Raw genomic sequence first — 21,713 nt, forward strand, 5'->3', positions numbered from 1 at the left:
GCGGGGAGGGACGTGCCCCGGAGTGGGGGCACCTCACGGCATCAGGCGCTTTCGGTTTCGGTTTTGTTGCGTGTCTTCAGCAGGCTCCAGCCGACGCCGCTTGCAATGATGGCGAAGGTGATGCCGAGCGAGAGGGCGGCGGGGAATTTTTCCAGACCCAGCATGTCGGCGACGAAGATCTTCGAACCGATGAAGACGAGCACGATGGCGAGCGCCGGCTTCAGATACTGGAAGCGATGGATCATGGCGGCGAGTGCGAAGTAGAGGGCGCGCAGGCCGAGGATCGCGAAGATATTCGACGTATAGACGATGAACGGATCGGTGGTGATCGCGAAGATTGCGGGAACCGAATCCACGGCGAAGATCACGTCTGCCACTTCGATCAGCACGAGCGCCATGAAAAGCGGCGTGATGAACCAGACCATCTTACCGGTCTGCGGATTCGGCTGCTTGATGAAGAAGCGCTCGCCATGATGATGGTCGGTGACGTTGAAGCGGCTGCGCATGAAGCGCACGAGCGGGTTCTTCGACACATCCGGCTCGGCATCCTTCACGACCAGCATCTTGATGCCGGTGATGATGAGGAAGGCGGCGAAAACATAGAGCAGCCATGAGAACTCGGCCACCAATGTCGCGCCGACGCCGATCATGATGGCGCGCAGCACGATGACGCCGAGAATGCCCCAGAAGAGCACGCGGTGCTGATAGAGACGGGGCACGGCGAAGAAGGCAAAGATGAGGGCAATGACGAAGACGTTGTCGAGAGCCAGCGTTTTTTCGACGACGAAGCCCGTCATATAGGCAAGGCCGGAATCGGCGCCGAGATACCACCATACCCAGCCGCCGAAGGCGAGGCCAAGGGTGATGTAGAGGACAGAGAGCTTGATGCTCTCGCCGACGCCGATCTCCTTGTTTTCCTTATGCAGGACGCCAAGATCGAAAGAGAGGATGGCGATGACGAGCGCCAGGAAGCTCATCCACATCCAGAGCGGCTTTCCCAGCCACTCGACGAAGAGCAAAGACGTTTCCATGAGAGAAAACCTCTGTCGGCGCAATGTCGGAAACGGTCCGACATCGCAAGAGCGCCGACGGCTCTCACCAGAGGGGCCCGGACCAGCGGGTTGGCCAATAGCTGGGAAGCGACTGTTAGCCTTTCAAGAGGCTTGCGCGCATTTTGCAGCAGAGCAGCAACATCATTTGCCCGTCTCATCCGTCGCCCGACCGACGTGAATGCCGTAAACGCTTGCCCTCTCCTGTGCGACGAAATCCGCCAGGGCAGGGGGAATTTCGACGTGACCGCTGTGCCGCCCGAGGATTTGGAATCCTTTTGGAAGACAGGTCGCGATGCGGTCGATTATCTTTTCATAATCGACAACAAGCATTTCCCGTCCCGCCATGAGGCTGAAAAGCTCCGCGTCGGCGATAATGTGCTCATTTTCGCAAAACCAGTAGGAGGAGATCGTCAGGTCGGGAAGATAGCCGATCGGTGCCGGCAGGTTTCGTTGCTCGAACTGGAAACGCCCAGGCAGTCCGGCAGCCGATATCAGTTCCCGGGCGAGAGAAAGCTGATGTTCGGATATGTCCAGACCGTGAAGCTGAAGCTCGGGATTGCCGGCGAGATAAGCAAAGGCAAGGCTGAAAGCGCCGGAGCCGCAGCCGAGGTCACATACTCTTCTATACTTGTGAACAGGTGCACGAAGGCTGGTGAGCGCTTGCAGGCATTTTAGTGAGTTCCGCATCCCGAATGCACGCATAAAGGCATCGGCGGCGCGGCTATAGTCGAATATCTCTATCTGACGCCTGCTTTCGACGGCATTGCGCAAGGCGATGGAATCGTTGCTGGGATGATACAGATGATTGCATCTGAGCAGGACTTCGGCAAATTCTTCGAAATGCCGCGTCTGTACATCCGTGGTCATGCAAGCCGATCCTCGCCAAGGAGATTGTCTTTGGTATGATTGGAAGGGCTGTATGCGGAGAAAGCAACCCCTCAAAACTTGCCCTTGACGCTCAACAGGGCACGGCCGCGTGGCGGTGACCGCCAAGTGCCTTCGCCATATCAGCCGTGTGGCAAATGAACCGGAAATCCCTCGAAGGTCTTGAGGGTATCGAGGACGATCGCCGTCTTCACGTGCTGAACCGATTCATGCGGAAGCAGCACGTCGTTGACGAAACGGGAGAGATCGGTAAGCCCGCGGGTGGCGACCTTCAGGTGATAGTCCATTTCGCCCGTCAACGCATAGGCTTCCAGCACCTCGGGCAGACCGTTGATGAGCTGCGAAAACCGGCGGGCATTATCGCGATTATGAGTGGCGAGCGTCACAGAAATGACCACGAGCATGTCCAGCCCCAGCCTCTGCCGGTCGAGATTGGCCTGGTAGCTGCGAATATAGCCCTCCGCCTCCAGTCGTGTGCGGCGGCGCGAGCATTGCGAAGGCGATAGCGCGATGCGTTCACCCAGCTCGTTGTTCGTCAGCCTGCCGTCTTTCTGAAGCTCCTCCAGCAGGCGTAGATCCAGTTTATCGAGCTGTTCTTCCATTGCGAAAAATCCTCAAAATCCTCACGAAACGTGCGTAATATTTTCCCCTTCGGTTAAGATAGCAAGTTTTCACTCACGGCGATCAATATAGCTTGCATGATAATGGATTGCGGATGACGACGAATTGACGGGACCGTTTGCATGTGTGCGCAGCATTTTAGATGCGGCACATACAATCAGGATTGCTTATCGGTTTCCGTTTTGGAATTAGTGGTTGCGGAAAGTTGACCCATTTTTACATGATTGTCATCTGGCTTTTATATGTGGGGAGCGGGAAGCAACCAAACGCAGGGGGTATAAATGCGTAAACTTCTTCTCGCCATGATGTCTGCGACCGTAATGTCCGGCGCAGCCCATGCAGCGACAGTCTATCCGTTGGACCGAGCAACGGTACTCGCCGGCTCTCCGTTCGATTTCAAGGTGGAATTCAGCCAGGTCGTGAAGCCGGAAGACGTGAAGGTCACGGTCAACGGCGAAAGCTACGACGCGGTTTTCGGTAAGGCGGCTGATTTCGTCGGCGAAGAAAAGGGTGCTGAGGACAAGGTTCTCGGATCTGCCCTGATCCTGCGTGGCGTCAAGCTCGCAAAGCCCGGCCAGTACAAGGTCGAGGTTTCGGCCGGCGACGAGAAGAAATCCGTCAACTGGGATGTTTATGGCACTTCGGCGACGCCGAAAGCCAAGAACATCATCTTCCTGCTCGGCGATGGTCTCTCGGTTGCGCATCGCACCGGCGCCCGCCTCATGTCCAAGGGCATGACCGAAGGCAAGGCCAATGGCCGCCTCGCCATGGACGACATCCCGCCGGTTGCCTTCATCGGCACGTCCTCGACCTCGGCGATTGCCACCGACAGTGCCAACACCATGTCGGCTTACATGACCGGCCACAAGTCGGCCGTGAACGCCCTCGGCGTCTATGCCGACCGCACGCCGGCAAGCCTCGATGATCCCAAGGTCGAAACCATCGGCGAGGCCCTGCGCCGCACCGGCAAGAAGTCGCTTGGCATCGTCACCACGGCCGAAGTCGAGGATGCGACGCCGGCAGCGCTCGTTTCCCATACCCGCAAGCGTGGCGACAAGGCCGATATCGTCGGCATGATGTATGACGTCAAGCCGGATGTCCTGCTCGGCGGCGGCTCGGCCTATTTCCTGGCGAAAAGCGTGCCCGGTTCCAAGCGCAAGGACGATAAGGATTATATCGCGCTCTTCAAGGATGCCGGCTATGCCGTTGCGACCGACAAGAACGAACTGGCGGCTGCCGCCGGCTCGAACCAGGACAGGCTGCTCGGCCTGTTCCATACCGGCAATCTCGACGTCACGCTCGACCGCGAATTCCTCAAGAAGGGCACTGTCGACAAGTTCCCGAACCAGCCAGGCCTCGTCGATATGACCAAGGTCGCGCTCGGCAAGCTTTCCAAGAATCCGGATGGCTTCTTCCTGATGGTCGAGGGTGCGTCCATCGACAAGATGAGCCATCCGCTCGATTGGGATCGCGCTCTGGTCGATACGATCGAGTTCGACAAGGCCGTTGCCGTCGCCCGCGAATTCCAAGCCAAGAACCCGGATACGCTTATTGTCGTCACCGGCGACCATACGCATGGCGTCTCGATCATCGGCACTGTCGACGATAACAAGCCGGGCACGGAAATGCGCGAGAAGGTCGGCACCTATGCGGCGGCCGGCTTCCCGAACTATGAGGACAAGGATGGCGACGGCTATCCGGACCGCGTCGACGTTTCGCGCCGCCTGTTCATCGCCGCCAACAACGGTCCTGACCACTACGAAACCTTCCGTCCGAAGCTCGATGGTCCTTTCGTTCCGGCGATCCAGAACGAGAAGAAGGAATATGTCGCCAATGAAGCCTACAAGGATGTGCCCGGTGCCGTCTTCGTGCAGGGCAACCTTCCGAAGGACGAGGACAGCGGTGTCCACGCCGTCGACGATGTCGTGCTCCAGGCGGCAGGTCCAGGTGCCGAAGGCTTCCGTGGTTACATGGAACAAAGCGATGTCTACCGCGTGCTGGCCGATACTTTCGCGCTCGGCACCGAAAAGATGTAAGTCCTGACAGGCCATGTGAATAGGACAGGCGGTGTCGAAACCGCCTGTTTTCTCCATTTTATGAGGGTACGCGATGTCGAAGCATCAGATCGCCACCATCAATCGCCGAGACTTTCTGGCCGCCGCTGCAGCCTTGCCTGTCATGGGCATCGCGGTACGTGCCAAGGCCTCCGAGAAACTAGGCTTCGGTGAGCTCTACAAGAGTTTCGGTCCGCTCGGGCTCGAATTTTCCGACAAGGTCAAGCAGTCGAGCGGCAAGGACGTCGCCATCAACGGCTTCATGGCGCCGCCCTTGAAGGCGGAGGCGGCCTTCTTCGTGCTCACGGAAATCCCGATGTCGCTTTGCCCCTTCTGCTCTTCCGATGCCGACTGGCCAGATAATATCGTGGTCGTCTATCTCTCGTCCAAGCAGACATTCGTGCAGTACAACGCGCCGATCATGGCGCGCGGCGTGCTGGAGTTCGGCTCGTGGACCGATCCCGAAACCGGCTTTATCAGCCAGCTGCGTCTCAGGGACGCCTCGTTCAGGACTGTTTGATCCTCATGCTCGCTCTCGATGTTTCCGGCCTGAAGATGCAGTTCCCCGGCCTTGCCGCACCGGTTCTCTCCATCGACCGCTTCCATCTGCCACCGGGCGGTCGGCTTGCGATCACGGGTGCGTCCGGCTCAGGCAAGAGTACCTTCGTCAATGCGATTACCGGGCTGGAAGACGTTAGGGATGGCAGCGTGTCCTGGAGCGGAACGGAAATCACGCGCCTCTCTGCAGGCCGGCGCGACGCCTTTCGCGCCCGCAATATCGGCCTTGTCATGCAGGATTTTCATCTGTTTCCCGGCCTGTCCGCCTTCGAGAACGTCGTGTTGCCGATCAAGCTGACACGGCGCCTTGCGGCCAGCGAACGGGAACGAGCGCTTTATCTGCTGGCGGTGACCGGTATCGCCCGACCGCAGCAAAAGATCGAAACCTTGTCGCGCGGCGAGATGCAGCGTGTTGCCGTTGCCCGCGCACTGCTGTCGCGTCCGGGCGTCATCGTCGCCGACGAGCCGACCGCCAGCCTGGATCGCCAGGCAGGTAACGAGGTTGCAGAGCTGCTGCTGCAATTTTCGGTAGAAGAAGGGACGACGCTCATCGTGGTCACGCATGACACAGCGCTCGCCGCGCGTCTTGGTCGCCGCATCAATCTGGCAAGCGGGCGCATCGAGGAAGACAACCAAGAGGTGGCCGCACAATGATCACCTTCATCCTTGCCGACCTCAGGCGTTTCTGGAGTGGGGCGCTGGCTGTCGTCGTGCTGATTGCCCTGTCAGTCGCGCTGAGCGTGACGGTGACGCTGCAGGAGCGGGCCGTCCGTCTCGGTAGCGCTCGCGCCGCCGAGAAATTCGATCTGCTTGTCGGAGCCGCGGGTAGCGAGACGCAGCTGGCGCTTTCCGCCGTTTTTCTGCAGCCCGCGCCGCTGCCGCTGATGGACGGCGCCGGCCTTTCCCGCCTTGCCAACGATCCGCGTGTCCAATTGGCCGCACCCGTCGGCTTCGGCGATTCTGCCTACGGGCATCCGATCGTCGGCACAACCACAGGCCTTATCTCGTCCCTTTCGCCAACGCTCTCGCAAGGTGCGATGTTTACACACCTCGGCGAAGCAGTTGTCGGCTCCGATGTCGCCTTGTCGACCGGTGCGGAAGTCAAGCCGATGCACGGCACGGCCGAGGCCGGTGGCGAAACCCATACGGCCATCGCCTACAAGATCACGGGCCGCATGGCGCCGACGGGAACCGCTTGGGACCGCGCGATCCTCGTGCCGATCCGGGCGGTCTGGCAGTTGCACGGCATGCATGGCGGGGAATATCACGACCATGATGGCGATGAAGCAGATGCGCACGGCGTGGCCAATCCGGAACAAGATCGTCATGAAGGCCACGAACACGGGCATATCGACGCTGATGCGCCGCTGGATGAGCATTTCGATGCGGAGACGCCTGGCGTGCCCGCCGTTCTCGTCAAGCCGAAAACGATTGCCGATGCCTATCGCCTCAGGCAGGAATACCGCACCGGCACGACCCTTGGCGTCTTTCCAGCGGAGGTGTTGACCCGGCTCTACGCGACGCTCGGCGATGCCCGCAGTCTGCTTCTGGCGATCGCGCTTGGGACGCAAGCAATCGTCATTGCCGCCATCGTGCTTGTCACCATCATGCATGTCGGATCCAGGCGGCGGCAGATCGGTGCCTTGCGGGCGCTCGGAACGCCGGTCCGCTCGATCGTCATGCTTGTCTGGGGTGAGCTCTTCATTCTGTTTGCCGCCGGCATCGCGCTCGGCATCGCGTTTGGCTATCTCGCGGCACTGACGATCTCCGCGAGACTTGCGGCCTCGACGGCGGTGCATTTGCCGGTTGGCTTCGTCTTCGACGATCTATGGCTTGTCGGAGGTTTCGCGGCCGTCGCGGCGATCATCTCCGTCATCCCGGCGGTCAGTGCCTTGCGCTCCAGTCCCGCTACGGCGCTGCGCGCCTGACGGCAGCGGTCGAAAGCGCGTCGGTTGGCCCCTCTTTTCCCGTAGGCTTATGTGACGTTTTGATTGCCGATATAGCTTCGCGCAAGGTCTGGTTGCGATAATCGATGCGGGGTTGACTACTGGTGAACTGCGCTGTGGGGGCGATCTATGATTTCGACGTATCTCGGCTATGTGTCCGCGACAAAGGACATGGCATCGACGCTGGCGGGCATCGCCAAACAGGCGACGGTCAAAAGCGATCAGCAGTATTATGATACGCATATCGGCAAGGTTAAGAATGTCGACGAATTTCTGAACGACTACAAGCTGTACAGCTATGCGATGAAAGCCTATGGCCTGGAGGATATGGCCTACGCCAAAGCCTTCATGAAAAAGGTTCTGACGAGCGATCTCAGCAACGCGAGCAGCTTTGCAAACAAGCTGACGGACAGCCGCTATCGGCAATTTGCTGCCGCTTTCAATTTTGGCGGCGCGTCGAAAAATCAATCCGCCCAAAGCGATTCTCAGAAAACCGATACGATCGGGCTCTATGAGCAATCCTTCGCCAATGAAACCACCTTGGCCAAGAAGGAAAGTAAGTTCTACGATACCTGGATCGACAAGGTGTCGAATGTCGACGACATCGTCAACAGCAGCAGGATGACGGACTATATTCTTCGGGCGCACGGCTTGAGCCCCGACAATATATCGAAAACGTTCCTGAAGTCGGTTCTGACCAGCGATGTCAACGACCCCAACAGCTTCGTTAACACGGCGAGCAACTTCTCCTCCGCATCAGCCCAGTCCTCCGCATCGGTTCAGGCGACATATAAGCTGATTGCGTCGCAGTTCGGCTTCAATGCGGATGGAACGCTTTCCGGCGCGACTGCCCAGACAGCGCAGCAAAAGCAAGACATGATCTCGCGCTATGACAGCATGGTCCCGAATCTGCTGACACCGTCTGCGGCCACCAGCAATAACGACTATTATCGCCAGGCAATCACGAAAGTTCAGTCGCTCAGCGAGATTACTGGCGACAACAGGCTGTTTTCCTATATCAAGACGGCATTCAACCTTGATCCCAAGCTCACCCCGGTCCAGTTCAACCTAGTCTTCACGAATTCCGACTATGCCGCATTGACCGGAATGACCGATATGGTCGCGCATTTCCAGTTTGCATCCGACGGAACGTTGCCGGCCGGTCAGCCGGCACAGACGCCGCAGGCCATCGACGATATCTCGATCAAATATTTGAAGCAGGCCAAGGGCGCGAAACAGGCTCTGTTCACCGATGCCGAGAAACACTACAAGACCGCGGTTGGTGAGATAAAGACGATCGCGGACTTCTTTGCCGCCAACGACATAAAGAGCAAGGATCTTCCCACCGTGGAAGATATGGCGCTTCGCGCCTTTGGCATCGGCAAGAATGAGGTCTCCAGAGATCAGCTGCGCAAGATCCTGGAAAGCGATCCCTATGACAGCAAGAGCTACGTCAACTCGCTGAAAGACAGCAGGTTCGTCGAGCTTGCCAAGGCATACAATTTTGACAGCAAAGGCAATCTGCGGGCGCCTGTTACGGCGCTGTCGCAGACTTCGATCAACAGCTTGATCTCAGCCTATTCCAAGTCGAAGACCTTCGGACTGACCGGCGAGATGCGGGACAAGGCGGTCAAGGATGCCAAGGACGCGGCGACTGAATTCAACAAGTCGATCGTCAAGATCAAGACCGTCGATGATCTCCTGGCCGACAAGAAGCTGACGGAATTTATCCTCGTTGCGAACAATATCGATCCCAAGTCGGTCGACAAGGCTACCTTGAAGAAGGTCTTCACGGCAGACGCCGAAGATCCCAAAGGCTTTTTGAATACGCAGGCAGGCCAGCGCTTCAAGGCGATGGTGAACGTCTTCAACTTCGATGCCAAGGGAAATCTGACGACGGCCAAGATCGAGGCGGGACAGAACAAGGGCGCGCGTCTAGCAACCAACGATCTCTATCTTCATCAGACCCTGGAATCGCAACAGGGCGACTCCAACGAAGGCGTCCGCCTCGCCCTCTATTTCCAGCGCAAGGCGCCGCAGGTCAATTCCGTCTACGATATCATGTCGGATCCTGCGCTCTACAATGTGATCAAGACGACCTATTCGCTGCCCGCATCCATGTCGAACATGGATGTGACCCGCCAGGCGGCGATGCTGGAAAAACTATTCCCCGTTAAGGATCTGCATGATGCTGGGAAGGTGGACAAGCTGCTCAAGCGCTTCTCGGCCGTTTTCGATGCGGCAAATGGCGGAAGCACCGCCTCAGCCGCGTCAGCCATTCTCACACGGGGTGCCGGGATCGGCATGAGCGCGGACCTCATGCTCTCGATTGCCCAGCTTAAATCGCGATAGCGCGTTCCAGGCGCTCCGGCGCAAGAGTTTCGTCGCCTCGCTTGCGGGGCGATCTTCTGATCGCCCGATTGATCTGCGTGTCTCGTCAAGCGGCGTCGAGGGCAGCCGCAAGATCGGCAATCAAATCATCGGGATGCTCAATCCCGATCGACAGGCGGATCGTCGATTCCAGCACACCGATGCGGTGGCGCACATCCACAGGTACGCCCGAATGTGTCGTTGTGGCAGGATGGGAGGCCAGCGATTCCGTCCCGCCGAGGCTGACGGCGAGCTTGAAGATCTGCAGTGCGTTTAGGAATTTGAACGATGCCGGCTGGCCGCCCTTGATGTCGAAGGAGAAGGTGGAGCCCGCGCCGGTGCACTGGGCGGCGAATGTGCGGCCGGTCGCCGAAGAGGGATCGATGTAGGGCAGATAATGGATCTGCTCGACCTTCGGATGGTCCCGCAGGAAATCGGCAACCGCCCGTGCGTTGCTGTTTGCCCGCTCCATGCGGATCTGCAGCGTTTCCAGCGATCGGCCGAGCATCCAGCAGGAATGCGGATCGAGCTGGGTGCCGATCGCTCCCCGCAATGCCTTCACCTGTTTGATGATGGCTCTGGAGCCGAGGGCGGCGCCGGCGATCAGATCGGAATGGCCGCCGACATATTTGGTCAGCGAGTAGAGGGAAATATCCGCGCCATGCTCGATCGGCCGCTGGAAGACAGGGCCGAGCAGGGTATTGTCGCAGGCGATGATCGGCGTGTGTCCCTGCTTCCTGCCGATCGCATGGGCAACGCCGCGGATCATCGCGATATCGACGAGGCTGTTTGTGGGGTTAGCAGGCGTTTCCACGAGAATGATCGAGACACGGCCTTTGGCCATGGCCTCCTCGGCAGCTGCCGTCACCGAGCCTTCGTTGACGCCATCGGCGAAGCCGACGGCGGCGACCCCGAGATTGAGGAATGTCTTGGCGACCAGCGTTTCCGTGCCACCATAGAGCGGCTGCGAATGCAGGATCGCATCGCCCGGGCGTGTAAAGGTGAGAAGGGCCGTCGCGATCGCCGACATGCCGGAGGAAAATAGAGCGCCGCTTTCCGCCTTTTCATAGACGGCAAGACGATCCTCGACGATTTCGCTGTTCGGGTGATTGAAGCGCGAATAGACGAGGCCGACGCCCGTGCCCGCCGGTGGCTCGGTGCGGCCGGAGATATAGTTGAAGAAATCACGCCCGTCCTCGGCCGATTTGAAGACGAAGGTGGAGGTCAGGAAAACCGGTGGCTTGACCGCGCCCTCGGAGAGCTCAGGATCATAGCCGTAATTCAGCATCTGTGTTTCGGGGTGGAGGGGGTGGTTGCCGATATGCGTTTTGGACGGATGCGGCGCAGTCATGACGGTCTCCTCGGCCGATGATGTGAATTTTAGACTCACATTATACATCACTTAGGATGCCGGCTCGCTATTCGTCATCATCTACGATGCTGCTTTGGCTCTGAACCCGATATGAGGCGGAACTATCCAATCAGCGCATGACTATCCGGAATACGACAGAAAGGTCGCTATATCCATGAGTGGCGCTCGCCTTGACGCCGTACCACCCCAATTTTCGAGAGCTTCCGGCTTCGCTGTCGCGGTCCCGCAGAAATGGGGCGTTTCTTGATTGACCGGTCCTAACCGATGAGCAGGCTCGGAGGCGAAATGCATGAAGAAAACCAATGGGGTTTACATTTGAAATCGGGCGTTCGAAAATTTGTATTTCGCGATCTTCAGAAAATCGATGGTTACATCGACCCACCGGATGCGCTTGTCTTCCTGTCGTTGATCGAAAAGCAAAGACAGGAGAAACTTTACGGCGGCCTCGCCGAAATCGGCGTTTATTACGGGCGGTCCTATTTTTTGCTGCGCAAGATCAGTGCCCCCGACGACAATGTGCTTGCGATCGATCTTTTCGACATAGAAGCGGACGGTGCGCAATATCAACGCTTTCTCGACAACGGAAGATCACTGGGCATTCCCGTTGATGAGGACCTCGTCATAACAGGTGATAGCACCGGGCTCGATCCGCAGGCCATCATCGACAGGGTTGGGCAGGTTCGTTTTTTCAGCATCGATGGAGGACATTTGCTTCGCCACATCGTTGCCGACAGCCGGTTGGCGAAGAGCGTACTGGCCGATCACGGCATCATCGCCTTCGACGACACGTTCAATCCGGCTTGGCCGGAGGTGACGGTCGGCGTCTCGGATTTTCTGCGCAGGAACAGCGATACCTTTGCCGCCTTCTGCATGACGAAGTATAAGACCTACGTCTGCCGCCGGGATTTTCATGAGTTCTATCGGGTCGCACTTGGCAGGGCACGACATCTTCTGCCGTTCGAGCATGCCGAGATGGATTTTCTTGGTTCGAAAGTCCTCAGGCTGCATGATCCCATCAACCGGAGGGTTGCCTATGAGCTCTTGCGGCGGCTGGGCTTGGGCGCCATATCCGAATGGGCCTATCGCCCAGCCTGACCTTGAGCCGGCCCGGCTTGCCGGTGGCGGAGTTAGTGATTTCGTTTTTCAAGCAATCCTCAGAGGGGCCCGCCTCAGGCAGGCCCCTCGTCGGCGTGATCAGTAGATTTCGGGCACGTACATTTCCGGCGGTACCGGCGTACGGTGATAGTCTGCATTGCGCATGCGTTCCGGCAGCACGATCTCCGGCTTCGGTACGCTTTCGTAGGGGATCTGGCCCAGAAGATGGGCGATGCAGTTGAGGCGCGCCTTCTTCTTGTCGACGGCGTGGACGACCCACCACGGCGCTTCCGGAATATGGGTGCGCTCCAGCATCTCTTCCTTGGCCTTGGTGTACTCTTCCCAATGCACGCGGCTCTGCAGATCCATCGGCGAGAGCTTCCACTGCTTCAGCGGGTCCTGAATGCGCATGCTGAAGCGGAATTCCTGCTCTTCGTCGGTGATTGAGAACCAGTATTTGAGAAGAATGATGCCGGAGCGTACCAGCATGCGTTCGAAATCCGGCACGGAACGGAAGAATTCCTCCAGCTCCTCCGGTGTGCAGAACCCCATGACGCGTTCCACGCCCGCACGATTATACCAGCTACGGTCGAACAGGACCATTTCGCCCGCCGTCGGCAGATGAGCGGCATAGCGCTGGAAATACCACTGGTGCCGCTCGCGCTCGGTCGGAGCCGGCAGTGCGACCACGCGGCAGACGCGCGGATTGAGGCGCTGGGTGACACGCTTGATGGCGCCGCCCTTGCCGGCGGAATCGCGGCCTTCGAACAGCACAACGACCTTGAGCTTCTTGTACTGCACCCAATCCTGCAGGCGCACGAGCTCATGCTGAAGACGGAAGAGTTCGCGGAAATAGACCCTGCGCTCGAGCGTTGCCTCGCCTTCGCTGACGAGACCTTCGGCAACTAGCTCGTCAATACGATCCTCTTCGAGCTGCATCTCCAGCTCTTCGTCGAAACTGTCGACGATCTCATCCTTGATGCGGCTGAGCGGGTCCTGGGTTTCATCGGTCATTGTGCGCCTCCTGCTCTGTTTTCATGTAGATGCTGCGGCCTAGAGCGTGATTCTGAAAAGTGTTGGCGGTTTTCGGACGGCATCCGGCTCTAGGGGCCGCAGAAAGCCGGCACGCTGCTCAAGCATGTGCCGGCTATGGTTTCAGCATTACTCAGCGGTCCAGCCGCCGTCGACGGAAAGCGTCGTGCCGGTAATCTGCTTGGCGGCATCGCCGCAGAGGAAGACGGCGATGGCTGCGACTTCATCCACAGTCACGAATTCCTTCGTCGGCTGGGCGGCGAGCAGCACATCATGCTTGACCTGCTCTTCCGTCATATTGCGCGCCTTCATCGTCTCGGGGATCTGCTTCTCGACGAGCGGCGTCCAGACATAGCCGGGCGCGATGGAGTTGACAGTCACGCCGTTCTGGGCGGCTTCGAGAGCGATGGTCTTGGTGAGACCGGTAATGCCGTGTTTGGCCGAGACATAGGCTGACTTGAAAGGCGAGGCGACCAGCGCATGCGCCGAGGAGGTGTTGATGATGCGGCCCCATTTGCGCGCCTTCATGCCGGGGATGGCAGCCTTGATGGCGTAGAAGGCAGCAAGCAGGTTGATGCGGATGATCGCTTCCCACTTGTCGTCAGGAAATTCCTCGATCGGGGCAACGAACTGGATGCCGGCATTGTTGACGAGAATATCGAGGCTGCCGAAGGCTTCCTCGGCTTCGCGCACCATGGATGTCACTTCCTCGCCATTCATCATATTGGCGCCGGAGTAGCGGCACTTCACGCCAAAATCGGCCTCGATGGCAGCGCGTTCCTTTTCGATCGCATCGGCATCGCCAAGGCCGTTGATCGTGACATTCGCGCCTTCAGCGGCAAAGGCGCGTGCAATCGCAAGCCCGATACCGCTCGTCGAACCGGTGACCAGCGCATTCTTCGAAGTCAACGAACCCATGATGCAACTCCTGCAATCGTAATGACGTGGTTGGGTAAAGGGAAATGCTCAAGATGGGTGCACACTGCCAGCCGGATATGTCGCTTTGATAACAGTGCGGTTTCGCCTCTCGCCGCAACCCTTCGGCACCTGACACTTCACTGTCATGCAACCGTGCAAATTTGCCGCCGGCGCCTCGCTGTTTCCTCCAACGACGGAAAATACGATGAAGGTCGAAGACATTCTCAAGCATGCCTATGCAATGCCGCTGACCAATCCCTCCTATCCTCCGGGGCCTTATCGGTTCTTCGATCGCGAATATATCATCATCACCTACCGGACCTCGCGCGAGGCGCTTGAGGCCGTCGTGCCCGCGCCGCTCGAAATCGACGAGCCGCTGGTGAAATACGAATTCATCCGCATGCCGGATTCCACTGGCTTCGGTGATTATACCGAGACCGGACAGGTGATCCCGGTGACCTATCGTGGACAAAAGGGCGGCTATGTCCACTCCATGTATCTGGATGACGATGCGCCGATCACCGGCGGCCGCGAGATCTGGGGCTTCCCGAAAAAGCTTGCCAGCCCGAAGATCGTCAACGAGGGCGAAGTTATCGTCGGCACGCTGCATTATGGCAGCGTCCTTTGCGCAACGGGAACGATGGGTTACAAGCACAAGCCGATCGACCAGGGACCGCTTCTGTCCGCTCTCTCGGAACCCAACTTCCTGATCAAGATCGTGCCGCATGTCGACGCCACCCCGCGCATCTGCGAGCTTGTGCGCTACTACTTAACCGATATCACCATCAAGGAAGCCTGGACCTCGCCGGCCGCTCTCGATCTTCGGCCGCATGTCATGGCCGACGTCGCACGGCTGCCTGTGCTGGAAGTGGTTTCCGCGGTTCATTTCACCGCCGATCTGACGCTCGGCCTCGGCGAAGTCGTTCACGACTATCTCGCAGAGCGCAGATAACCAAACCTCATTGCTATTTCATGCTGGAGACGGACCGTGCTTGAACGAAACACCAAGGCCGCAGCCCCAACCATATCGGAAATTGCCGCTCAATATGATCGTGTCGCCCTGGTTTTTCAGGGCGGCGGCGCGCTCGGCGCCTATCAGGCCGGCGTCTACGAGGCGCTTGCCGAAGCGGGATGCGAGCCGACTTGGCTTTCCGGCGTCTCGATCGGCGCGGTCAATGCCGCGATCATCGCCGGCAACGAGCCTGGTCGGCGGCTGCAGCGTCTGGAGCAATTCTGGCAGATCATCTCCGGCCGCAAGATCTGGGCCTATACGCCCGAAGGCGATTTCTTTCGCGATATCCGCAACCGCACCAGCTCGTGGATGACGATGACCATGGGCCAGCCCGGCTTCTTCAAGCCGCGCTTTCCCAATCCCTGGCTGGAGCTGCCGGGCGCAGAAGGTGCCACCAGCTTCTATGACTCGGCAGACCTCAAGAAGACGCTGGAGATGCTGATCGATTTCGACGTGCTGAATGACGGCAAGAAGCGTTTCAGCGTCGGCGCGGTGAATGTGCGCACCGGCAACTTCGTCTACTTCGACACCGATAATATCCGCATTGGCCCCGAGCACATCATGGCGAGTGGCGCCCTGCCGCCGGCACTCCCGTCCATCCGTATCGAGGGCGAATATTACTGGGACGGCGGCATCGTCTCCAACACGCCGCTGCAATATCTGCTCGATCAGGAAGAAGACCGCAGTTCGCTCGTCTTCCAGGTGGATCTGTTCAGCGCCCGCGGCGTCCTGCCGCGCAGCATGCCGGATGTCCTTTCGCGCCACAAGGACATCATGTATTCGAGCCGCACGCGGCAGAACACCGATAATTTCAAGCGCATCCATGGACTGAAGATGAAGCTTCTGGGTGCGCTGAAGCGTGTCCCTAGGGATCAGCTGACCGCAGAAGAGGAAGAACTGATCGCCGATTATTCCGATGCCGGTGTCGTCAACATTGTGCACCTGATCTATCAGCACAAGAACTACGAAGGTCACGCCAAGGATTACGAGTTCTCTGGCACCTCGATGCGAGAGCACTGGGATATGGGCCTCGAGGATACGAAGCGGACGCTGCGCCACACCGACTGGCTGTTACCGCCGTTTACCGACGACGCCGTCGCTATCCACGATCTGCACCGGGAAGACCCGGCATGAGACCGATGTTGCGCTAGAGCAGTTCCAGCAAAAGTGCGAAGCGGTTTTGCGTCCGGAACTGCGTAAGAACAAGAAGATAGAGCGTTTTCGCGATTCGAAGAAAAGCGTGAATGCTCTAGACCGCTACCGCAGACGATTGCGCCGGTCCGGGGAGATTTTTAGGGTCCGCTCGGCCGCGATGGTTTTGCTCAACAAAGCCCGCATTGGCGGGATGCTGTTTCCTGCTCATCGAAACCATGTGTTTCTCCTGGCGTGCTGTCCGTCAAATGGATTGACACCATCGCGCCGCCTTCCGGCCGGTTTGCGAATTCCAGGTGCCCGCCATGGGCAAGCGCGATTGCCTGCACCACGGATAGCCCCAGTCCGGTGCCGCCGGTCGCGCGCGAACGCGAGGGGTCGCCACGCCAGAACGGGTTAACGGCGACGGCATCCATATCCAGCGGAAATCCGGGGCCGCGATCGAGAACGCGGATGATGACGCTATCGTCCGCCACCTGCTCGGTTTCGCATCGCAGCGAGCCGCCCTCTGCAGCGTAGCGGCATGCATTTTCGAAAAGCGCCAATACAGCCTGACGGATACGCGGGGAGTCGGCTGAAATCCAGGCGGGTTTCAGCTCCGTTTCGACCTGCAGCCTGCTGGCTTCCAGCATGGGCTTTGCCACGGCGATGACAGTCTCGACCAATCGCGATGCGTCGATGCGTTGGCGCTCCATCACCAGCTTCTGGCCGATGGCGAGCGACAATGTGCGCAGGTCTTCGACAACCCGCCCCAGACCTTCGACCTGCAGGAGGAGATCGGAAATGATTTTCCGGTCCATCGGAAATACGCCGTCGAGCATACTTTGCAGTGATCCTTGCAGGATGGTCAATGGCGTGCGCAGCTCGTGTGCAACCGCCATGTTGTTGAAACGCAATCGTTCCTCCATCGTCTCCAGGCTGGTCGCAAGAGCGTTGAAGGTTTCGACAAGGCTCGCGACTTCGCGGGCGCTTCGATAGGGGGCGGGGACGCGGACGGAGAAGTCGCCTGATTTAAGGCCCTCGGCGGCAGAGGTGAGCTCTTCGAGCGGATGTGTGAGCCGACGCGCCAGGAAGACGCCGATCACGGCGCAGAGGAGCGCTGACATGAGGCCGAAGACGAGCACGGAAAGCTGCACCTTAAGATCTGTCGGCTCCGTCAGCGAATTAAGATGTTCGACAAGCAGCTTCAACGAATCCCCATCAGGGATCTTGTTTTCACTCAACATCTTGTAGGCTGTTGCGGCTCGCGGCGGCAGGGCATCGCTGATACCCTGCTCCAGATAGGTCGCGTACCAGTTGACCCCCAGATAGGTCAGGCCGACGCTGAGCAGCAGCATGATCGTGATGACGACGGCCGTGAGCGTGGCAAGCGGCGCGCTAGGAAATCTCGGTTTCTTCATCTCGGGTCCGAAAAGCGATAGCCGATGCCGCGTACGGCAGGAAAGAAGCCGATCTGCCCCATTTCCTCCAGTTTGCGCCTGAGATTGGAAATGTGCGTGTCGACGGTACGCACCAAAGCATCGCTTTCCGGCAGGCAGGCATCGAGAATATCGGCACGCGCGAAAGCCTGGGTCGGATGGCGGATCATATAGGCGAGGATGCGGAATTCGCTGAGCGTCAGCGGCAATGCAATACGGCGCTTGTCCTTGTTGATGAAGACGGTATAGCTGCCGAAGTCGACCTCCAGCGCGCCGAAGCGCTTGATGGCGTCTGCTCGCTCGCCCTGCGTCCGGCGCAAGACCGCTCTGACGCGGGCGACAACTTCCTGCGGGTTGAACGGCTTGACGATGTAGTCGTCGGCACCAAGGCGCAATCCGCTCAGGCGGTCGATGTCGTCAGCAACGGCCGTAACCATGATGACCGGCGTCGAGCCGGCCTGACGCAGGCGGCCGAGCACGCCGAAGCCGTCCAGTTTCGGCAGGCGAACATCCAGCAGCACGAGATCCGGCTTCAAAAGCGCATGGTGCTGCAGTGCGGTTTCGCCGTCGCCGGCGCGAACCGTGCGAAAGCCGTCCCGCGTCAGATAGCCCTCGAGTATCTGCGCGATCGCCGGTTCATCCTCGACAATAAGAACGAGACTGTTATCCACCCCTAGCGCCCTGTGCTTCTTCCGTTTTCCGTTCGACTTTGTCGCCCGAACCTTACTATTGCGGACTAAGCCCGCTTCCGCAATTTCCAAACAGTTTTCCGATCGTCCGATGGCCGATTCTGAACAGAGCCTTCATGCGATCTTCGCCATTTCTTGACAATCGGGCTTCAGCTTGGCGCCGTTCCGCCGTTGGAGACATGGCATGTGGAAATTTGCATCAAATTCTTGGAGCGCCGGCTCCGGTCAAATGCGGCCGCGTCAGCTGCAGGCAACTGCGGATAGCGAATTGGCTGTTATCGGCATGCTGATCGTCTGGACCAGCTTCGTCTTTGTGGTTTTTCCGAAGCTCGATCTGGCGGTCGTGCGCCTGTTTGCCCATGGGCATGCTTTCTGGCTGGTGGAGAATCCCTGGCTGAAAGCGGTGAGGGACATCGCTCGCCAAAGCCAGCCCTATATTGTCGGCGCCATGGCTGTCACCGTGGTTCTGCATGTCTTCCTGCCGCGGCGACTGCGGTTCTGCCCTCCCCACAAGCCATTGTTCGTGCTTCTGAGCTTTGCCGCCGGGCCGCTATTGATCGTGCAGACGCTGAAGGTCGCAATCGGACGTGTACGCCCCCGTGACTTGATCGAATTCGGGGGCACGGCGGACTTTACGCCGGTATGGCAGTTTTCTGGGGCGTGCAGCCGCAATTGTTCCTTTCCTTCCGGCGAAGCCGCCGCGGCTGCGGCTGCGTTGTCCCTGTTGATTCTCGTGCCTGCACGGCGCAGATGGATTGCCGCGGCGATCATGGTGCCATGCTCGCTGATCGTGGCATTCAACCGCGTGATCTTCGGTGCTCATTTCCTGTCGGATGTCATGCTCGGGTGGCTTTTGACCATGTTCGCCATGGCCATGATCTGGCGCTGGATCGGCGCGAATTCGCGGGCCATCGATCGCTACGTCACGCGCCTTATGTTCAAATGACCCTATCGCCAGGGTGTCTCCGCAATGCGACAGTTCCAAGCAAACGGATGTTACAAACCTTAACACAACGTTTCTTCACCTTTCCTTCGATCAGCGTTTACCTATTTAGCGTTCGCCATGCCGCCGAACGCGATCAAGGCCGGTAAGGCGGACGGCGAAAGGACCTGGTCAGGGTGAGAGTGATGGGATGGGGTTGGTAGATTGGGCGTTACGGGGAATGCTCGAGATGGATGGCCGGCGCAGGATGCGGTCCCGCAAAGACCATTACGAGCCGTGGGTCCTACTTGCCGTCGAGAGTTTCGAGCGGGAAATGCTGGCCTTCTACAGGCGTTCGCAGTTTACGGTGATCAAGAAAGCCGCATGACAGGCAATTGATCTCCAAACATGAGCTGTGCGTCTCACGGCAGGTTCGCCTTCAGCCGATACAGCTTGCCGACGAGCATATAGCGCCGACCTTGCCGGATCGGCCGGTTATGCTAGGCTTGGATCGTCCTGCCTTTGCGGAGAGCTTTCAAATGGTTACGCTGCGCGAACCGATCCTGCATCCAGTTCCCATCGAAGAATTGAGACCCACCCAGATCACCGTCGGCATGCGCGAAGTCAAGGCCAAGCGCAAGGCTTGGCGCCTCAAGGCGGAAGCGGCGGGCGATAAGGCCGGTGAGTTCCTCGGAAATCACATGGTGCCGACCATTCGGGGACCGCGCGGTCAATACTATGTCATCGATCATCACCATCTTTCGCTCGCGCTTTATGAGGAAGGGGTTAAGAATGTTCTCGTCACGACGGTTGCCGATCTTTCGCGACTTGACCGGGAATCCTTTTGGTTCGTCATGGACTGTCATGACTGGATGCATCCCTTTGACGAAGAGGGGAAACGCCGTGGCTATGAAGACATCCCGAAGAGCATCAAGGATCTGATCGACGATCCCTATCGCTCTTTGGCTGGCGAGCTGCGGCATGTCGGCGGCTATGCCAAGGACACGACGCCGTTCAGCGAATTTCTCTGGGCTGATTTCTTGCGCCGCCGCATCAAGCGCAAAGATCTAGAGAAGAATTTCAAGGCCGCGCTGGAAAAGGCGCACGATCTTGCCAAGCACAAGGATGCCGATTACCTGCCCGGCTGGTGCGGTCCGGTCGCCGAATAACTCTGAACCGATCTCGCAAGCCTGAAGCTTCGTTGGCCGACCGCTCAGCTTCGCGAGCTCGGATTGACTCTGATTTAGCAAGCGCATATTGCAGATGCAGCCAGCCTTGCTGGCCGTAAGCGTTTGACGTCAAGCAACGCACTCAACGATCCTCGTCGGTCGGAGTGCGTTTTTTTTATGCCTTCGCCGATCGAGGAAAAGCCTGGAGATTATCATGGCTTTTCAATCGACACCTGATCCGGCGCGCGGCCGGCTGATGCTGCTCAGCGCCATTCTCTTCATTTCCTATCTTTGCATCGGCATTTCGTTTCCGATCGTACCGCTTTACGTGAGCGGACAACTGCTGCTCGGCAATGTCTGGGCGGGGCTCGGCGTCGGCATCGCCTTTCTGGCGACGATCCTCACGCGCGGTTATGCCGGCGTGCTTTCGGACCATCGTGGCGCCAAGGTGGCTGTGACGCGGGGGCTTGCATTCTATATAGTCGGGGCTTTGACGGCTCTGGTCGCCGGCCTGCTGGCGCACATGCCATTGTCATCCTTCCTGCTCCTCCTTCTGGGACGCTTGGCTCTGGGGCTGGGTGAAAGTCTGGTCGCCGTTGGCGTCATCGCCTGGGGCATCGGCTCTGTTGGCCCGGCGCGTTCGGGCCGGGTCCTGGCACTGGTCGGCGCTGCCATCTATGGAGCGCTTGCGGTGGGCGGGCCGATCGGGTTGATGTCGTTCAGCCGGTTCGGCTTTGCCGGGACGATGGCGATCAGCGCCGTCCTGCCGTTCCTCGGGCTGGTGGCGATCTGGAGAGTTCCCGGCGTTGCGCCGCATCCCGGTGAGCAGCGCCCGCCATTTTGGAATGTCGTCAGCAGGATCTGGCTGTATGGGGCGATCGTGTGCCTTCAGGGCATAGGCTTTGCCGCCATCGGCGCCTTCTTCACGCTCTATTTCCTCGACCAGGGATGGAACTACGCTGGGCTGGGCTTGACCGCCTTCGGCGTCGGCTTCGTTCTGGTGCGCGTGTTCTTCGGCCATCTGCCTGATCGTATCGGTGGCTTGCCGGTCGCCCTCGGGTCACTGGCCGTCGAAGCGGTAGGCCAATTGTTGATCTGGAGTGCCACCGATCCCGTGCTCGCGCTCGCGGGTGCCTTTTTGACCGGTCTCGGATGCTCGCTGATCTACCCTTCCATGGGCCGCGAGGTCGTCCGGCGGGTGGAGCCGCATCTGCGCGGCACGGCGCTTGGCGGCTTCTCGGCCTTTCAGGACCTCGCCTACGGGCTGACGGGGCCATTCGCCGGCCTTTTGGCCGACCGGGCCGGCTATGGCAGCGTCTTCCTGGCGGGCGCTATCGCTGCGATGGCTGGCCTGTTGATTGCGTTCTCGCTCCGTAGAATACGAACCGTCGCATTCAATTGAACGATACACGGCCCCTGCTGCCCGGCGGGGGCCGCATAAAGCACTT

The 21,713-nt window shown here is 59.0% G+C and carries 19 protein-coding genes; 11 read left to right on the plus strand and 8 right to left on the minus strand.

The features are described from left to right. Window positions 1–41 precede the first annotated feature (41 nt). The 3 genes from FHT85_RS05950 to FHT85_RS05960 all read right to left on the minus strand — a co-directional run bounded on the left by FHT85_RS05950 (window position 42) and on the right by FHT85_RS05960 (window position 2,539). On the minus strand, window positions 42–1,031 hold the full coding sequence (locus tag FHT85_RS05950; protein ID WP_112410312.1) for a TerC family protein: 990 nt from the start codon (window positions 1,029–1,031) through the stop codon (window positions 42–44). A 162-nt stretch (window positions 1,032–1,193) separates the two neighbouring features. Next, window positions 1,194–1,823 carry a cyclopropane-fatty-acyl-phospholipid synthase family protein gene (locus tag FHT85_RS05955; protein ID WP_246779894.1) on the minus strand — a complete coding sequence of 210 codons (630 nt, stop codon included), beginning with the start codon at window positions 1,821–1,823 and terminating at the stop codon, window positions 1,194–1,196. A 236-nt stretch (window positions 1,824–2,059) separates the two neighbouring features. Beyond that, the gene (locus FHT85_RS05960) at window positions 2,060–2,539 is read right to left on the minus strand and encodes an Lrp/AsnC family transcriptional regulator (protein ID WP_015343530.1); all 480 of its coding nucleotides are present in this window, start codon (window positions 2,537–2,539) and stop codon (window positions 2,060–2,062) included. 300 nt (window positions 2,540–2,839) lie between these two features. Here FHT85_RS05960 and FHT85_RS05965 point away from each other — a divergent pair, with 300 nt between their 5' ends. The 5 genes from FHT85_RS05965 (at window position 2,840) to FHT85_RS05985 (ending at window position 9,468) form a co-directional block, all read left to right on the plus strand. Beyond that, window positions 2,840–4,594, plus strand: a complete 1,755-nt coding sequence (locus FHT85_RS05965) for an alkaline phosphatase (RefSeq protein ID WP_112410314.1) — start codon at window positions 2,840–2,842, stop codon at window positions 4,592–4,594. A 73-nt stretch (window positions 4,595–4,667) separates the two neighbouring features. Continuing rightward, window positions 4,668–5,132 (plus strand): hypothetical protein, encoded by a 465-nt coding sequence (locus FHT85_RS05970; protein ID WP_112335913.1) that lies wholly within the window; start codon window positions 4,668–4,670, stop codon window positions 5,130–5,132. A gap of 5 nt (window positions 5,133–5,137) precedes the next feature. Then, window positions 5,138–5,824, plus strand: coding sequence for an ABC transporter ATP-binding protein (locus tag FHT85_RS05975; protein WP_112410446.1), 687 nt, complete (start codon window positions 5,138–5,140; stop codon window positions 5,822–5,824). Then, the gene (locus tag FHT85_RS05980; protein WP_112410315.1) at window positions 5,821–7,098 is read left to right on the plus strand and encodes an ABC transporter permease; all 1,278 of its coding nucleotides are present in this window, start codon (window positions 5,821–5,823) and stop codon (window positions 7,096–7,098) included. Before FHT85_RS05975 ends, FHT85_RS05980 begins: the two co-directional genes overlap by 4 nt. Window positions 7,099–7,245: 147 nt before the next feature. After that, window positions 7,246–9,468, plus strand: coding sequence for a DUF1217 domain-containing protein (locus FHT85_RS05985; protein WP_112410316.1), 2,223 nt, complete (start codon window positions 7,246–7,248; stop codon window positions 9,466–9,468). Window positions 9,469–9,553: 85 nt separating this feature from the next. Here FHT85_RS05985 and FHT85_RS05990 read toward each other — a convergent pair whose 3' ends face one another. Next, window positions 9,554–10,837 (minus strand): cystathionine gamma-synthase family protein, encoded by a 1,284-nt coding sequence (locus tag FHT85_RS05990; RefSeq protein ID WP_112410317.1) that lies wholly within the window; start codon window positions 10,835–10,837, stop codon window positions 9,554–9,556. A 336-nt stretch (window positions 10,838–11,173) separates the two neighbouring features. Between FHT85_RS05990 and FHT85_RS05995 the strand changes: the two genes are divergently transcribed. Further along, window positions 11,174–11,953 carry a class I SAM-dependent methyltransferase gene (locus FHT85_RS05995; protein WP_112410447.1) on the plus strand — a complete coding sequence of 260 codons (780 nt, stop codon included), beginning with the start codon at window positions 11,174–11,176 and terminating at the stop codon, window positions 11,951–11,953. A 99-nt stretch (window positions 11,954–12,052) separates the two neighbouring features. Here the strand turns inward: FHT85_RS05995 and ppk2 are convergent, their stop codons facing one another. Together ppk2 and FHT85_RS06005 are read right to left on the minus strand one after the other, a co-directional pair. Next, the gene (ppk2, locus tag FHT85_RS06000; RefSeq protein WP_112335909.1) at window positions 12,053–12,967 is read right to left on the minus strand and encodes a polyphosphate kinase 2; all 915 of its coding nucleotides are present in this window, start codon (window positions 12,965–12,967) and stop codon (window positions 12,053–12,055) included. Window positions 12,968–13,114: 147 nt separating this feature from the next. Beyond that, a complete protein-coding gene (locus FHT85_RS06005) occupies window positions 13,115–13,903 on the minus strand; it encodes a 3-hydroxybutyrate dehydrogenase (RefSeq protein ID WP_015343521.1) in 789 nt (262 codons plus the stop codon). A 205-nt stretch (window positions 13,904–14,108) separates the two neighbouring features. Between FHT85_RS06005 and FHT85_RS06010 the strand changes: the two genes are divergently transcribed. Then, on the plus strand, window positions 14,109–14,855 hold the full coding sequence (locus FHT85_RS06010; RefSeq protein ID WP_015343520.1) for an acetoacetate decarboxylase: 747 nt from the start codon (window positions 14,109–14,111) through the stop codon (window positions 14,853–14,855). A gap of 36 nt (window positions 14,856–14,891) precedes the next feature. Beyond that, a complete protein-coding gene (locus FHT85_RS06015) occupies window positions 14,892–16,049 on the plus strand; it encodes a patatin-like phospholipase family protein (protein ID WP_112410318.1) in 1,158 nt (385 codons plus the stop codon). A 188-nt stretch (window positions 16,050–16,237) separates the two neighbouring features. On the opposite strand, the gene FHT85_RS06020 is transcribed toward FHT85_RS06015, so the two are convergent. Together FHT85_RS06020 and FHT85_RS06025 are read right to left on the minus strand one after the other, a co-directional pair. Beyond that, entirely contained in the window at window positions 16,238–17,467 is a 1,230-nt protein-coding gene (locus FHT85_RS06020; RefSeq protein ID WP_112410319.1) for an ATP-binding protein, read from the minus strand. Next, window positions 17,464–18,156: a response regulator gene (locus FHT85_RS06025; RefSeq protein WP_112410320.1), complete on the minus strand. Its 693-nt coding sequence runs from the start codon at window positions 18,154–18,156 to the stop codon at window positions 17,464–17,466. The genes FHT85_RS06020 and FHT85_RS06025 overlap by 4 nt, the downstream gene beginning before the upstream one ends. A gap of 202 nt (window positions 18,157–18,358) precedes the next feature. On the opposite strand from FHT85_RS06025, the gene FHT85_RS06030 reads away from it, so the two are divergent. From FHT85_RS06030 to FHT85_RS06040, 3 genes are all read left to right on the plus strand, one after another. Beyond that, window positions 18,359–19,120: a phosphatase PAP2 family protein gene (locus FHT85_RS06030; protein WP_112410321.1), complete on the plus strand. Its 762-nt coding sequence runs from the start codon at window positions 18,359–18,361 to the stop codon at window positions 19,118–19,120. Between the two features lie 515 nt (window positions 19,121–19,635). Continuing rightward, window positions 19,636–20,265, plus strand: a complete 630-nt coding sequence (locus tag FHT85_RS06035) for a ParB-like protein (protein WP_112336116.1) — start codon at window positions 19,636–19,638, stop codon at window positions 20,263–20,265. A gap of 214 nt (window positions 20,266–20,479) precedes the next feature. After that, window positions 20,480–21,667 carry an arabinose transporter gene (locus tag FHT85_RS06040; RefSeq protein WP_183774017.1) on the plus strand — a complete coding sequence of 396 codons (1,188 nt, stop codon included), beginning with the start codon at window positions 20,480–20,482 and terminating at the stop codon, window positions 21,665–21,667. Window positions 21,668–21,713 lie beyond the last annotated feature (46 nt).

The organism is Rhizobium sp. BK312, from assembly GCF_014193605.1.
Taxonomy (GTDB): domain Bacteria; phylum Pseudomonadota; class Alphaproteobacteria; order Rhizobiales; family Rhizobiaceae; genus Rhizobium.